12 protein-coding genes are annotated in these 13,331 nt (G+C 69.1%); 1 reads left to right on the forward strand and 11 read right to left on the reverse strand.

The window, feature by feature from the left end; all coding sequences use genetic code 11:
- Nucleotides 1-97: 97 nt before the first annotated feature.
- The 3 genes from ABVN73_RS08110 to ABVN73_RS08120 all read right to left on the reverse strand — a co-directional run bounded on the left by ABVN73_RS08110 (nucleotide 98) and on the right by ABVN73_RS08120 (nucleotide 1,777).
- Nucleotides 98-310, reverse strand: coding sequence for a hypothetical protein (locus ABVN73_RS08110; protein WP_353857568.1), 213 nt, complete (start codon nucleotides 308-310; stop codon nucleotides 98-100).
- Nucleotides 311-378: 68 nt separating this feature from the next.
- Nucleotides 379-1,182 carry an iron export ABC transporter permease subunit FetB gene (fetB, locus tag ABVN73_RS08115; RefSeq protein ID WP_353857569.1) on the reverse strand — a complete coding sequence of 268 codons (804 nt, stop codon included), beginning with the start codon at nucleotides 1,180-1,182 and terminating at the stop codon, nucleotides 379-381.
- A 4-nt stretch (nucleotides 1,183-1,186) separates the two neighbouring features.
- Complete coding sequence (locus ABVN73_RS08120) at nucleotides 1,187-1,777, reverse strand: ABC transporter ATP-binding protein (RefSeq protein WP_353857570.1); 591 nt, start codon at nucleotides 1,775-1,777, stop codon at nucleotides 1,187-1,189.
- Nucleotides 1,778-1,905: 128 nt separating this feature from the next.
- On the opposite strand from ABVN73_RS08120, the gene ABVN73_RS08125 reads away from it, so the two are divergent.
- Entirely contained in the window at nucleotides 1,906-3,447 is a 1,542-nt protein-coding gene (locus tag ABVN73_RS08125; protein ID WP_353857571.1) for an MDR family MFS transporter, read from the forward strand.
- Between the two features lie 184 nt (nucleotides 3,448-3,631).
- Here ABVN73_RS08125 and ABVN73_RS08130 read toward each other — a convergent pair whose 3' ends face one another.
- The 8 genes from ABVN73_RS08130 to ABVN73_RS08165 form a co-directional block, all read right to left on the reverse strand.
- On the reverse strand, nucleotides 3,632-4,702 hold the full coding sequence (locus tag ABVN73_RS08130) for an AI-2E family transporter (protein ID WP_353857572.1): 1,071 nt from the start codon (nucleotides 4,700-4,702) through the stop codon (nucleotides 3,632-3,634).
- A gap of 226 nt (nucleotides 4,703-4,928) precedes the next feature.
- On the reverse strand, nucleotides 4,929-6,326 hold the full coding sequence (locus ABVN73_RS08135) for a HAMP domain-containing sensor histidine kinase (RefSeq protein WP_353857573.1): 1,398 nt from the start codon (nucleotides 6,324-6,326) through the stop codon (nucleotides 4,929-4,931).
- Between the two features lie 59 nt (nucleotides 6,327-6,385).
- Nucleotides 6,386-7,063 carry a winged helix-turn-helix domain-containing protein gene (locus ABVN73_RS08140; RefSeq protein WP_353859471.1) on the reverse strand — a complete coding sequence of 226 codons (678 nt, stop codon included), beginning with the start codon at nucleotides 7,061-7,063 and terminating at the stop codon, nucleotides 6,386-6,388.
- A gap of 193 nt (nucleotides 7,064-7,256) precedes the next feature.
- On the reverse strand, nucleotides 7,257-8,816 hold the full coding sequence (locus ABVN73_RS08145; protein ID WP_353857574.1) for a DegQ family serine endoprotease: 1,560 nt from the start codon (nucleotides 8,814-8,816) through the stop codon (nucleotides 7,257-7,259).
- Between the two features lie 120 nt (nucleotides 8,817-8,936).
- Nucleotides 8,937-9,398: a tetratricopeptide repeat protein gene (locus ABVN73_RS08150; RefSeq protein ID WP_353857575.1), complete on the reverse strand. Its 462-nt coding sequence runs from the start codon at nucleotides 9,396-9,398 to the stop codon at nucleotides 8,937-8,939.
- Between the two features lie 283 nt (nucleotides 9,399-9,681).
- Complete coding sequence (fusA, locus tag ABVN73_RS08155) at nucleotides 9,682-11,826, reverse strand: elongation factor G (RefSeq protein ID WP_353857576.1); 2,145 nt, start codon at nucleotides 11,824-11,826, stop codon at nucleotides 9,682-9,684.
- Between the two features lie 229 nt (nucleotides 11,827-12,055).
- A complete protein-coding gene (locus ABVN73_RS08160; RefSeq protein ID WP_137138927.1) occupies nucleotides 12,056-12,403 on the reverse strand; it encodes a RidA family protein in 348 nt (115 codons plus the stop codon).
- A 112-nt stretch (nucleotides 12,404-12,515) separates the two neighbouring features.
- Nucleotides 12,516-13,325: a trypsin-like peptidase domain-containing protein gene (locus ABVN73_RS08165; RefSeq protein ID WP_353857577.1), complete on the reverse strand. Its 810-nt coding sequence runs from the start codon at nucleotides 13,323-13,325 to the stop codon at nucleotides 12,516-12,518.
- Nucleotides 13,326-13,331 lie beyond the last annotated feature (6 nt).

Raw genomic sequence — 13,331 nt, forward strand, 5'->3', positions numbered from 1 at the left:
AGCGAATGAAAAGTCGCTTCAGCGGTGAACCTTGCCCCCACCCCGACCCTCCCCTGCGTCAGCGGAGGAGGGCCAGGGAGGGGGCAAAACGCTGCCTTTACGGACGCCCCAGATCGGCCTGGGTGGCGCGCTTCAGGTGGTTCAGCCGCTCCTCGGCCTCGGTGCGGGCGTAGGGGCCCTCCACATCCATGCCGAAGCTCACATAGAAACCGTCGGCCTGGGCGATGTGGGTTCCGACGGGGAGATACTCGTCGGTCGGCTCGTCGTTGCCGACGATCGCGCCGTTCCGGATTTCCACGATGTGCGCCATGACCGTTCCCCCGCCGCCGTTGGTGAAATCCAATCGGTGTTCAACGGCGCCCCGCCCGCCCGGGTTCCTTAGGCCTGCCTGCGCCGCACCAGCCGGTCGAGCCGCAGCCGGTGCCGCCGGTCGCTGAGCCGCCGCACCGTGGCCAGCGACGCCGCCAGCACGCCCAGCCCGGTCGCGCCGGAGATCAGGAACATGATCAGGATCTGGTACTTCACCGCCTCCGCCGGATCGACGCCGGACAGGATCTGGCCGGTCATCATGCCGGGCAGGGCCACCACCCCCATGGCCGCCATGCTGTTGATCGTCGGCATCAGCGCGGTGCGCAGCGCGTGGCGCAGGATGGGCCGCAACGCCGTCCAGCGGGTGCGGCCGAGCGCGAGCTGCGCCTCGATCGCGGCCCGCTCCCGCGCCGCCGTCGCGGTCAGCGTGTGGAGCGCCAGCCCCACCCCGCTCATCGCGTTGCCCAGCACCATGCCCAGCATCGGGATGGCGTAGCGGGCGTCCCACCAGGGGTCGGGCCGCACCGCGGTGGTCAGGCCGAGCAGCAGGACGATCGCCGCCGCCGCTCCCATCGCCCCGGTGCCGATGCCGTAGGACCACCAGCCGGCCAGCCGCCGCTCCTGCCGGGCCATCGTCTCCTGGCCGGCGAACAGCAGCATGACCAGCGCCGCCCCCAGGGTCAGCCAGGGCGACTCCAGGGCGAACAGCCGGGTCAGCACCAGCCCGACCAGCGACAGCTGCACGACCATCCGCAGCGCCGCCACCAGCAGCGGCCGCGCCAGCCCCAGCTCCAGCGCCATGGACAGGCCGCCGTTGACCAGCAGAAGCAGCCCGGCCACGGCGAGATCGGTGTAATGCAGGGTCACCAGCATCGCCCTAGCCCTCCGTCACCACACCGTCCGCCACATGCAGATGCCGCCGGGCCAGGCGAACGGCCTGCTGCGGCGCGTGGGTGACGATCAGCACCCCGGCCCCGCGGGCCAGTTCGGCGCGCAGCAACGCCTCCACCCGCTCCGTCGCCTCGGCGTCCAGCGGGCCGGTCGGCTCGTCGAGCAGAAGCACCTCCGGCGCCTGGACCAGCGCGCGGACCAGCGCCAGCCGCTGCCGCTCCCCCGTGGACAGGCGGGCGACCGGCCAGCCCATCACCTCCCCCGGCAGGCCCAGCGCCGCGGCGAGCGCGGCGGCGCGGTCCGGCTGCGCGAAATGGGCGCCCACCCGATCCTCCCACCAACCCGACTCGGCGGCGACGTAGGTCACCCGTCGGCGCCAGAGCGGAGCGGGCATGTCCTCCCGACGATCGCCGTTCAGCAGCACCTCGCCGGTCGACGGGTCGAGGTCGGCCAGGGCGCGCAGGAGCACGGACTTCCCCGATCCGGACTTCCCCTGAACGGCGACGCACTCCCCGGCTTCCAACCGGAAGGTGGCGGGCTTGAGCACGGCGGTGGACAGGTTGCGGACGCTCAGCATCAAGGGTTACCGCGACTATTCCGGACTGTGGAAAGGGAGATTAGCAGCCATTCACGGCGGAGTCCTTGCACGGCGCGTCCTGGGGGCTATGGTACGCCCCACCGCTCATTCCGGCCTGAACCGAGACCATGACCGACGCCTCCAACGACCACGCCGTCTTCACCCACCGCGAGATCATGCGGGTGTTCAGCGGGGTGGCGCTCGCCATGCTGATGGCGGCGATGGACCAGACCATCGTCGCGACGGCCCTGCCGACCATGGCCCACGACCTGGGAAGCCTGGAGAACCTGCCCTGGGTGGTCACCGCCTACCTGCTGGCCTCGACCTCGACCACCCCGATCTACGGCAAGCTGAGCGACCTCTACGGGCGCAAGCGGGTGCTGCAGGTGGCGATCTTCCTGTTCCTGGTCGGGTCGGTGCTGTGCGCGCTGGCCCAGAGCATGGCGCAGCTGATCCTGTTCCGCGGCATCCAGGGTCTGGGCGGCGGCGGCCTGATGGCGCTGGCCTTCACCATCATCGGCGATGTGGTGGCCCCGCGCGAGCGCGGACGCTACCAGGGCTACATCGGCGGCATCTTCGCCCTGTCCAGCGTGGCCGGGCCTCTGCTGGGCGGGATTTTCACGGAACGGCTGAGCTGGCACTGGATCTTCCTCATCAACCTGCCGCTGGGGGCGGCGGCGCTGCTGATGACCAGCCGGGCGCTCGACCGTCTGCCGGCGGGCCGGGCGAAGCCGACCATCGACTATCTGGGGGCGGCGCTGCTGATGGGCACGGTGACCTCCCTGCTGTTCGTGGTGTCGCGGGCCGGCGTCGCCCTGCCCTGGACCTCCCCGACGATCCTCGGCCTGTGCGTCCTGGGCCTCGCCATGCTCGCGGTCTTCCTGTGGCACGAGCGGCGGGTCGAGGAGCCGATCCTGCCGCTGCATCTGTTCCGCGAGCCGGTGGTGGCGGTCGCCAACCCGGTGGTCGCGGTGTCGGCCATGGTGCTGTTCGCCGGCATCGTCTATCTGCCGCTGCGCTCGCAGCTCGTCGCCGGGACCAGCGCCACGACGTCGGGCTTCCTGCTGCTGCCGATGGTGCTGGGCATGGTGCTGGGCGCCGGCGGCGGCGGGCGGCTGATCTCCAAGTCGGGCCGCTACAAGGTCTTCCCGCTGGCCGGGCTGGCGCTGGCGGCGGTGATGTATCTGGCGCTCGGCCTGTCGCCGACGGTGTCGGAGAGCGGGCTGTGGTCCACGCTGATCCTGGTGCCGCTGGGCATCGGGCTGGGGCTGGTCATGCCGGTGATGACGGTGGCCGTGCAGAACGCGGTGGACCGCCGCGACCTGGGTGCGGCCACGGCGTCGGTCGGCTTCTTCCGCTCGCTCGGCGGGTCGATCGGGGTGGCGGTGTTCGGCGCGGTCTTCGCCGCCGACGTCGAGGCCCGGCTGAACGCCGCCGGGCTGCCGGGCATCAGCGGGCGCGAGGTGATGGAGCGCGGCCCGTCCGCCCTGTCCAATCTGGCCCCCGCCGCCCGCTCCACCGCCCAGTCGGTGTTCGAGCACGGCTTCTCCACGCTGTTCCTGCTGGCCGCCGGGCTGGCGGTGGTGTCCTTCGCGCTGACCCTGTTCCTGAAGGAGCTTCCCCTGCGCTCCGCCGCCGACGCCAGCAAGGCCGGGGCGGAAATCGCCTAAGACCGGGCCCCACACAGCGAATTTTCATTCGCTTTCGATGCACACGGCCCCATTTGCCGGCTCTCAGCGGATGCCGATGGCATCCGCCTGCCGCCAGCGGGAACGATGTTCCCGCGAGAGGCGGGCTTCGGCCGCATGTGCGGCCGGGTCCGCCGTCGCGGTCCAAAGTGGATTGCAATCCGCTTTAAGCCTTGTCTTCGCTGGGGAAGTGCCGCCCCTCCCCGAGCTTGTCCTCGATGTAGAGCATGTTGACGAGCACCAGCATCACCACCGCGAAGGGCGTGGCCAGAAACATGCCCATCAGCCCGAACAGCACGCCCCCCGCCGCGATGGCCGCGATGGTGATGACCGGGGGCAGGTCCACCACCTTCTTCTGCATCAGCGGCATGACGACGTTCCCCTCGACCTGCTGGATCGCCAGGTAGAGCAGAGCCACCCAAAGCGCGTCCTGCGGCGATTGGGCGAAGCCGATGAGGATCGCCGGGACCGCCGCCAGGAAGGGACCGATCAGCGGCACGAACTCCAGGAGGGCCGCCAGCAGGCCCAGCGCGGGGGCGCTCGGGATGCCCAGCAGAAACAGGCCCGCGGTGGTCAGAACGCCGACGATGGCCATGGCCGAAAGTTGCCCGATCAGCCACTTCCACAGCGAATCCCCCATGACGTCGAGCACCTCCCGCGCCCGCTCATGGCCGCGCGGCGGCACCAGCAGGATGACGCCGCGCTGATAGACGCCGGGCGATGCCGCGAGATAGATGGCCGTGAACATCACCACCACCAGATCGCCCAGGAAGAACATCACGCTGGAGGCGACCGTCTGCAACCGGCTCAGCCAGGAGGAGGCGTTCTGCCCCTGCTGCGCGATCTGGTCGCGCAGGGAGCCGGGAAGCTGCTGGACCGCGCCGGAAATCTGTTGGGAGAGCTGGTCGAACTGGCTCACCACCGACTGGCCCATCAGCACGCCGCCGCCGATCAGCAGCACCGCCAGAAGCAGCAGAACGACGCCGAGCGCCCAGCCCTGCGGCAGCCCGGTGAAGCGGCGCACCAAGCCGGCGACGCGCTGGAACAGGATCGCCAGAAGCACGCCGGCGAAGACCAGCAGCAGCGCGTCCGCCACCTGCCAGGCCAGGAACAGCGTCCCCAGCACGCCGGCGGCGATCAGCATCTTCCAGGTGAACAGCTTCAGTTCGGTCGCGGTGTTCCGCCCGGCGGTTGCCGGCTCCCCGACCTGCATGGGGGCCTGTCTGGTTGCGTCCATCGTCTCTTCCCGCCGTGTTGCCACCGGCATGCCGGTCCGATGGACAAACGCCGCCCGCAGGAAAGTGTTGCACCGTCAGCCGGCTAGCACCTTCGTGCTAATACACTTATCCGAATGCGCGCGGACGGTTGGCGCCCCATATCATGTCTGACGCCAAGGAGTCATTCTCGCTGATGTCACCTCAGAAGCCCGCCGGAAACGGCGGGCTCTTTTCTTGCGGGGATTCTCAACCGGCGTCCGGCGGGAAGACGATGCCGACCTTCAGGCCCGGCTCGTTGTCCTCCAGCCGCAGCGACGCGTCGTGCAGCCGCGCCACCGCCTCCACGAGGCTGAGGCCCAGCCCGTTCCCCGGCGAGGCCCGCGCGGCGTCCAGCCGGACGAAGCGCTCCAGCACCTTCTCCCGCATCTCCGGCGGGATGCCGGGGCCGTTGTCGGCCACGGTGACGCGGGCGGACTGGCCCGGCCCGGCGCCCTCCAGCAGCAGGGCGATGCGCCCGCCCTCCGGCGTGTACTTGATGGCGTTGTCGAGCAGGTTCGACACCGCCTGGGCCAGCAGCTGCTCGTTGCCGCGCACGGTCGGCTCCGCCCGGATGTCGGTGACCAGGGACAGGCCCTTCTCCTCCGCCACCGGCTCGTAGAGGTCCGCGGCCAGCCGGACCACGTCGGCCAGCCGCACCGGTTCCAGCGCCTTGCGGTTGGCGCCGGATTCGGCCTCGGCGATGGACAGCAGCGCGGTGAAGGTGGCGAGCAGCCGGTCGGCTTCCAGGATGGTGTCCTGCAGCACGGCGCGGTAGACCTCCGGGTCGTCGGTCTCGCGGATCAGCGCCAGTTCGACGCGGGCGCGCAGGCGCGACAGCGGCGTGCGCAGATCGTGGGCCACGCTCTCGGTCACCTGCCGCATGCCGGTCATCAGACGCTCGATCTGGTCCAGCATGGCGTTCAGGTTGCCGGCCAGCCGGTCGATCTCGTCGCCGCCGCCGCCGCGCGGGACGCGGCCCGACAGGTCGCCGGCCATGATGCGGTGGGTGGTGCGGTTGATCGCCTCGATCCGGTGCATGGCGCCGCGCGCCAGCAGCAGCCCGCCGCCCAGCCCCAGCACCACCGTCACCAGGAAGACCCAGCGCAGCGACACGACCATGCGCCCGCGGAGCTGGTCCAGCTCGCTCATGTCGCGGCCCACCAGCAGCCGGAACTGGCCGGGCAGGATGAAGCTGACCGCCATCGCGGTGGAAGGCCGGTTGTTCACACCGCCATAGTCGGAAATCTTGAAATGGGTCCAGCCGCCCGGTCCCGCCGTGGCGTCGGGCCAGCCCGACAGGTTGCCGGCCAGAATGACGCCGCCGGGCGTGGTCAGCAGATAGATGGAGTTGGTGTGCGAATAGCCGCTGCGCTCGCGCACGGAGTCGACCAGCCCGCGCAGGCCGGCGCTGCGGTACTGGTCCTGAAGCCCGGCGACCTCCAGCGCGATGGTGGCGCCGATCTCCTCCTCCAGGAAGCCCGCGGTGGAGCGGTAGACGACCCCCAGGATCACCCCGACCGAAATGATGAACAGGCCCAGATACAGCAGGGCCAGCCGGAACGGCGTCGTGCGCAGAAGGCGCAGGGTGGGAATGGCGGCCTTCACGCGCCCCGGCCCGCCACTGCGGCCGCCGCCATCATTGCGGCACCATCATCGCGGCGCCGTCATTGCGGCGCCCGCAGGCTGTAGCCGGCGCCGCGCACCGTGTGGATCAGCGGCGTCGGGAAATCCTTGTCGATCTTCTGGCGCAGGCGGGCGATGTGCACGTCGATGACGTTGGTCTGCGGATCGAAGTGATAGTCCCACACATTCTCCAGCATCATGGTGCGCGTCACCACGCTGCCGGCGTTGCGCATCAGATACTCCAGCAGGGCGAATTCCCGCGGCAGCAGGTCGATGGACTTGCCGGCCCGCCGGACGGTGCGCGACAGCAGGTCCAGCTCCAGGTCGGCGACCACCAGACGGGTCTGCGGCTGGGCGGCGCTGCGGCGGCGCACCAGCACCTCGATCCGGGCAAGCAGCTCGGAGAAGGCGAAGGGCTTGGTCAGGTAGTCGTCGCCGCCGGCCTTGAGCCCCTTCACCCGGTCGTCGACGCTTCCGAGCGCGGAGAGGAACAGCACCGGCGTGTCGTTGCCGGTGGCGCGCAGGATCTCGACCAGCGACAGCCCGTCGCGGCCCGGCAGCATGCGGTCCACGATCATGACGTCGTAATGCTCGGAGCCGGCCAGGAACAGCCCCTCCTTGCCGTCGTTGGCGGCGTCCACGACATGCCCGGCCTCCTTCAGCCCCTTGGCCAGATAGGAGGCGGCTTGCTGGTCGTCTTCGATGACGAGGACTTTCATGAGCATGAGTCTACCGCATCCTTCCGCGAGTCCAAAGGTGAATGCCCTCGCCCCTCCGGGGAGGGGAAAGGGCCAAACGACAGGAAGGTGGAGGACATCCGCGCGGCGGGGGCGCGCACCACGGACATCCTCCACCCCATCACACCGGCCCCCGATCATCTGAGGGACAGAGGATCGCCGGTGTGTTCCGGCGTCACGCTTTGCCGAGCTTCAGCGGGACGAAGCTCTCGTTGCCGCCGCGGTTGACGAGCAGCAGGACCGCCTTGCGGCCATCCTTCTCGGCCTCGTGCAGGCTCTTGGTCACCTCCGCGGGGGAGGTCACGGCGTGGTCGCCGACCTTGACGATCACGTCGCCCGGACGGACGGGCAGATCACCGGCCTGCGGCGACACCGCGGTGACGATCACGCCCTTGACGCCCTCGCCCAGGCCGAGACGGCTGCGGGCCGCACCGTCCAGCGGGGCCAGCTTCAGCCCCTTGACGGTCTCCACCGCGCTCTCGGCGGCGGGGCCGGCCCCCTCCGCGGCGGCCATGCGCTGCTCGGCGGGCAGCGGCGCGATGTGGGCGGTCAGGGTCGTCTCCTTGCCCTTGCGGACCACGGTCATGTCCACCGTGTCGCCGGCCTTGGTGTCGGCCACCCGGCGGGTCAGGTCGCGCAGCGTGTTCACCGGCTTGCCGCCATAGGCCAGGATCACGTCGCCCTGGCGCACGCCGGCCTTGGCGGCGGGGCTGTCCGGGGTCACCTCGGCGACCAGGGCGCCCTTGGTCTGGGACAGGCCGACCGACTCGGCGATCTCCGGCGAGATCTCCTGGATCTTCACGCCCAGCCAGCCGCGCTCGACGTGGCCGTTCTCCTTCAACTGGGCGACGACCTGCTTGGCGATGTTGGACGGGATGGCGAAGCCGATGCCGACCGAGCCGCCGTTGGGCGAGTAGATCGCGGTGTTGATGCCGATCACCCGGCCGTCCAGGGTGAAGGTCGGGCCGCCCGAATTGCCGCGGTTGATGGCGGCGTCAAGCTGGAGATAGTCGTCGTAGGGGCCGCTGTGGATGTCGCGGCCGCGGGCCGAGATGATGCCCTTGGTCACCGTTCCGCCCAGCCCGAAGGGGTTGCCGACGGCCATCACCCAGTCGCCGACGCGGGCGGCGTCGCTGTCGCCCCAGTCCAGAGCGGGCAGCGCCTTGTCGGACTTCACCTTCAGCAGCGCGATGTCGGTCTTGGCGTCGCGCCCGACCAGCGTGGCGGGCAACTCCGTCCCGTCCTGGAGCGTGACCTTGATCTCGTCGGCGCCGTCGATGACGTGGTTGTTGGTCACCACATAGCCGGCCGCGTCGATGATGAAGCCGGAGCCGAGCGAGCCGACCTTGCCGCGCGGCTGGCCCTCGGACTCGTCGTCCGAGCCGCCGCCCGGTCCGCCGTTCTGGCCGAACTGGTCCTGGAACTGGCGGAAGAACTCCTCGAAGGGCGATCCCGGCGGGAAGCCCGGCATGCGCGGGTTGCCGCGCTCGGCCTTGGCCTGCTGGGTGGTCGACACGTTCACCACGGCGGGCGACACCTTGGCGGCGAGATCGGCGAAGCTGCCCGGCGCGTTCTGCGCAAGGACGCTTTCGGCGGACGCGGTGGACGCGGCGGTGGCGTGGTTGGCGATCAGGAACGGACCGGTCAGCACCGTGGTGCCGAGGAGGACGGCGGCGATGGTACGCCGCACCCGGCTCGACCGCGGGGCGCGTTCGGCGTTGGCGGGGGTGGACATCGGTTGCTCTCCGTGACTGGCATGCGTTGTTCGTTGCCCACAAAGTAGCGGGCACCGAGTCACGGGGGGCTTGCAGGCGGATTAAAAGTTTTTCAGGGAGGGAATATAACTGCGCGCCGCCTACAGGGCCGATCCGGCCATGCGCAGACGGATGTTGGCGGCCTGCTGGCGGACGCGGTCGAGGTGCGGGTTGATCGCCAGCGCCGCGTCGAAGGCGCGCAGGGCGCCCGCCGGCTGGTCGATGGCGAGGTAGACGAGGCCCAGTCCGGCCAGCGCCCCGAAATGCCGCGGCTCCAGCGCCAGCACCCGGCGGATGTCGCGCACCGCGGCGTCGTAATCGCCCAGCATGTATTCGGCGTTGGCCCGCTTGTTCCAACCCTCGGCGTAGGCCGGATCGGCGGCGACCACCTGATCGAAGGCGGCCAGCGCGTCGCCGTAGCGGTCGGCGTTCAGGCTCTGCACGCCATGATGCATCAGCACGATGAGATCGTCGTTGGGATGCTCCAGCCAGACGTCCCAGATGCGGTCCTCGACCGCCTCCGCCGCGACCGCGTCGCCGGCGGTCTGCAGATCCTGGAACAAGCCACCGAGTCGCGCATCCTCCTGCCCTGCCCAGGCCCGCGAACCGGGGCCGGAAGCGCCGAGGAGCAGAAGGGCCAGGAAGGCCACGGGCAAGAAGATTCGCTGGGTCATTCCCAAAAACTGGGATGCGTCACTTGCCAGCAACACTGATCCGAAAGTGGTATCGCCGCAAGAAGAATCCCCCATCCCGCCGGGGTGGTCCCGGCAAAGTTCCCGCCGGACAAAGAAAAAGGGCCGGCGAATCGCTTCGCCGGCCCCTTCCCCTGACAGCGTCAGCCCGTTATCAGGCGGCCTTGTTGCTGCGGCCCGCCACGATCTCGTCGGTGACGTTGCGCGGCACCGGCTCGTAGTGGCTGAACTCCATCGAGTAGGACGCGCGACCCGAGGTCATGCCGCGGAGCTGGCCGATGTAGCCGAACATCTCGTTCAGCGGCACGTGGGCCTCGACCGCGATGTTGGTGCCACGCTCGAGCTGGCCCAGCACCGTGCCGCGACGGCGGTTCACGTCGCCGATGACGTCGCCCAGGTAATCGTCCGGGGTGACGACCTCGACCTTCATGACCGGCTCGAGCAGGATCGGACCGGCCTGCTTGAGGGCCTCACGGAAGCAGGCCTTGGCGGCGATTTCGAACGTCAGGGCGTTCGAGTCGACGTCGTGGTACTTGCCGTCCACCAGGCGGGCGCGGAAGTCCACAGTCGGATAGGAGGCGAGCACGCCCTCTTCCTTCTGCATTTCCAGGCCCTTCGCGACCGACGGGACGTATTCGCGCGGCACCGTGCCACCGACCGTCTCGTCCTTGAACACGAAGCCCTCGCCACGCTCCAGCGGCTCGAAGACGATCTTGACTTCGGCGAACTGGCCCGAACCGCCGGTCTGCTTCTTGTGGGTGTAGGTGTACTCGACCGGCTTGGTGATCGTCTCGCGGTAGGCGACCTGGGGCTTGCCCATGTTGCCTTCCACGCCGAACTCCGTGCGCAGACGGTCCAGCGTCACTTCCAGGTGCAGCTCGCCCATGCCGCGCAGGATGGTCTGGCCGGTTTCACGATCGGTCTCCAGACGCAGCGACGGGTCCGCGCGAACCATCTTGCCCAGCGCGATGGAGAACTTCTCCTGCTCGCCCTTGGTCTTCGGCTCGACCGACACGCTGATGACGGGGTCGGGGAAGCGCATGCGCTCCAGGATCACCGGCGCCGAGGCGTCGCAGAGCGTGTCACCGGTGTCCGTCTCCTGCAGGGAGACGAGCGCGATGATGTCGCCGGCGCGGGCTTCCTCGATCGGGTTGGCCTGGGCGGCGAACATCTCGACCATGCGGCCGATCTTCTCGCGCTTGCCGCGGGTGGTGTTCAGGACCGACATGCCCTTGGTCAGCACGCCCGAATAGACGCGGACGAAGGTCAGCGAGCCGTAGGTGTCGTTGATCACCTTGAAGGCCAGCGCGGCGAAGGGCGCATCGTCGGAGCTGAGACGCTCGCCGTTCGGGTTGCCGTCCTCGTCCACCGTCTTGATGGCCTCGACGTCGGTCGGGGCCGGCAGCAGGTCGACGACCGCGTCCAGAACCTGGCAGACGCCCTTGTTCTTGTACGACGAGCCGCAGAGGACCGGGGTGAAGGTGCTGGTGATGGTGCCCTTGCGCAGGCAGGCGCGCAGCACCTCGGCCGACGGCTCCTCGCCCGACTCCAGGTAGGCTTCCATCGCCGCGTCGTCCATCTCGAGCGCGGTGTCGACCAGCTCGGCGCGCAGGGCCGGGATGCTGGCGATGTTGTCGAGGTCTTCCTTGACGGTCAGGTTGAGCTTGCTGGCGAGATCGTCGGTGATCTCCCAGACTTCCCACTTGGCGTCCTTGTCGTCCGAGAACCAGACATACGCCTTCATCTCGATCAGGTCGACCATGCCGCGGAAGTTGTCTTCCGAACCCAGCGGAACCTGGATGCAGACCGGGCGGGCGTTCAGGCGGCTCTTGATCATGCCGACGCAACGCTGGAAGTTCGCACCCGAACGATCCATCTTGTTGACGTAGCAGATGCGCGGAACGTTGTAGTTGTCCGCGAGGCGCCAGTTGGTCTCGGACTGCGGCTCAACGCCGGCCACGCCGTCGAACACGACGACCGCGCCGTCGAGCACGCGGAGCGAGCGGTTCACCTCGATGGTGAAGTCCACGTGGCCCGGGGTGTCGATGACGTTGATCTTCTTGTTGCGCCAGAAGGCCGAGACGGCAGCCGACTGAATCGTGATGCCGCGCTTCTGCTCCTGCTCCATGTAGTCGGTCGTGGTCGAGGACTTCAGGTCCTTCGTCTCGTGCACGTCGATGATCGTGTGCTTACGACCGGTGTAGTAGAGGATGCGCTCGGTGGTCGTCGTCTTGCCGGCATCGACGTGGGCGATGATGCCGATGTTCCGGATGTCAGAAAGAGGCGTTTGGCGCGGCATGTTGCGAATCCATTACTGTAACGCAGCTATCGAAGCGCAACGACGGTCGTCCGCTCCGGCGGCAGAGGTTGGTCGGGGTTTTACGGATGATCTGTTAAGGCGTGATTAACGTTCTGTAAATCCGGAAGGTCAAGCCTTCCGGATTTTTTCGAAGCACGCGGCCCTCACAGTCTGGTGGGCCACGCCGGCAAACCCCAACCGAGGGAGCCGGGTCGCCCCGTCACGCAGCTTATTTGGCCGCGGTCACCTGAATTTCAACGAGATACTCCGGCGCGGCGAGCTTCGCTTCCACGGTGGCGCGGGCGGGCGGGTTGGCCGTGTCGACCCAGGCTTCCCAAGCCTTGTTCATCGCGCCGAAGCCAGCCATGTCCGTCAGATAGATGGTGGCGGACAGCAGCTTGCTCTTGTCGGAGCCGCCCTCGGCCAGCAGGGCGTCGATCTGGCCCAGGATCTGGCGGGTCTGCGTCTCCACGTCCGGAGTCGGATCGTTGGCCACCTGGCCGGCCAGATAGACCGTGTCCTTGTGGATGACCATCTGGCTCATGCGCGGTCCGGAATGGAAGCGCTGGATCGACATCGGTACGGCTCCGGTTACGGGGTCTTGAACGCGCGTACGTCTATGCGATTCACGCCCAAGGGCCTAGCAAAAAATGAGGCGCCACCGCTCAAAGCTGCCCCGCGCCCGTGCATCACCGCAAAGAAGGCGTATTTCCCTCCACCGCGGCCACGAAAGCGGCGCTCGGCACGGCGATGTTGCGCGGGTTGGGGCCGCTGACCGCGGCGACCGCGATGCCGGCCACCGCCCAGCCCTCCCCCGCCCCGTCCGCGCGCCCATCCCCGCCGGGCGTGCGCACCAGCAGCGCCGCCCCGCTCACCCCGCGCGTGCCGTCGCAGTCGTGGACGAGCAGCGGCCCGCGGTCGGTGTCGTTGATGCCCCGCGCCGCGCAGGCGGTGTCGGCGGTGACGAGGTGCGCCCGGTCCTGGCTGTAGCCGCCGAGCATCAGCGGCGTGCCGGCCTCCGGCGGGACTCGGGCGAGCGGCAGCGGCGGCATCCCCTCCGGCGCGTCGCCGTCCAGCGTCAGCACCGCCCAGTCGCCGACCAGCCCGTCGAGCCGCCGCTCGGTGTCGTAGGGGCCGCCGGTCTCCAGCGCGGCGACGGCGCGGTGCTGCCGGTACTCCCCGCGTTCATAGCCGAACAGGACGTGAAGGGAGGAGGCGGGCAGGAAGCGCTGCGCCCGGTTGATCAGGCAATGGGCGGCGGTGACCACCCGGCGCGGCGCCACCAGCACGCCGGTGCAGCGGGCGCCGAGGTTGCTCTGCACCTTGACGAGGCTGTTCCACGGCGCGTGCGTGGCATCCACCACCACCCGCCGGTCCTTCGCGCCGATCCCCGGCAGCAGCGGGTTTTGCGCCGTCGCCGGGAGGGCCGCGACAAGAAGCGGGGCGGCGAGCAGGATTCCGCTCAGGATGGCCTTCAAGCGTTCTTGATACGTTTTCATGTTCGT

It is taken from the genome of Azospirillum formosense (assembly GCF_040500525.1).
GTDB lineage: Bacteria > Pseudomonadota > Alphaproteobacteria > Azospirillales > Azospirillaceae > Azospirillum > Azospirillum formosense_A.

Bases quoted from the DNA above. Each gene is read 5' to 3' on its own strand.
- ABVN73_RS08160 (WP_137138927.1), bottom strand. From the start codon at position 12,403: ATGTCGATCCAGCGCTTCCATTCCGGACCGCGCATGAGCCAGATGGTC.
- fetB (WP_353857569.1), bottom strand. From the start codon at position 1,182: ATGCTGGTGACCCTGCATTACACCGATCTCGCCGTGGCCGGGCTGCTT.
- fusA (WP_353857576.1), bottom strand. From the start codon at position 11,826: ATGCCGCGCCAAACGCCTCTTTCTGACATCCGGAACATCGGCATCATC.
- ABVN73_RS08140 (WP_353859471.1), bottom strand. From the start codon at position 7,063: ATGAAAGTCCTCGTCATCGAAGACGACCAGCAAGCCGCCTCCTATCTG.
- ABVN73_RS08130 (WP_353857572.1), bottom strand. From the start codon at position 4,702: ATGGACGCAACCAGACAGGCCCCCATGCAGGTCGGGGAGCCGGCAACC.
- ABVN73_RS08125 (WP_353857571.1), top strand. From the start codon at position 1,906: ATGACCGACGCCTCCAACGACCACGCCGTCTTCACCCACCGCGAGATC.
- ABVN73_RS08110 (WP_353857568.1), bottom strand. From the start codon at position 310: ATGGCGCACATCGTGGAAATCCGGAACGGCGCGATCGTCGGCAACGAC.
- ABVN73_RS08165 (WP_353857577.1), bottom strand. From the start codon at position 13,325: ATGAAAACGTATCAAGAACGCTTGAAGGCCATCCTGAGCGGAATCCTG.
- ABVN73_RS08145 (WP_353857574.1), bottom strand. From the start codon at position 8,816: ATGTCCACCCCCGCCAACGCCGAACGCGCCCCGCGGTCGAGCCGGGTG.
- ABVN73_RS08120 (WP_353857570.1), bottom strand. From the start codon at position 1,777: ATGCTGAGCGTCCGCAACCTGTCCACCGCCGTGCTCAAGCCCGCCACC.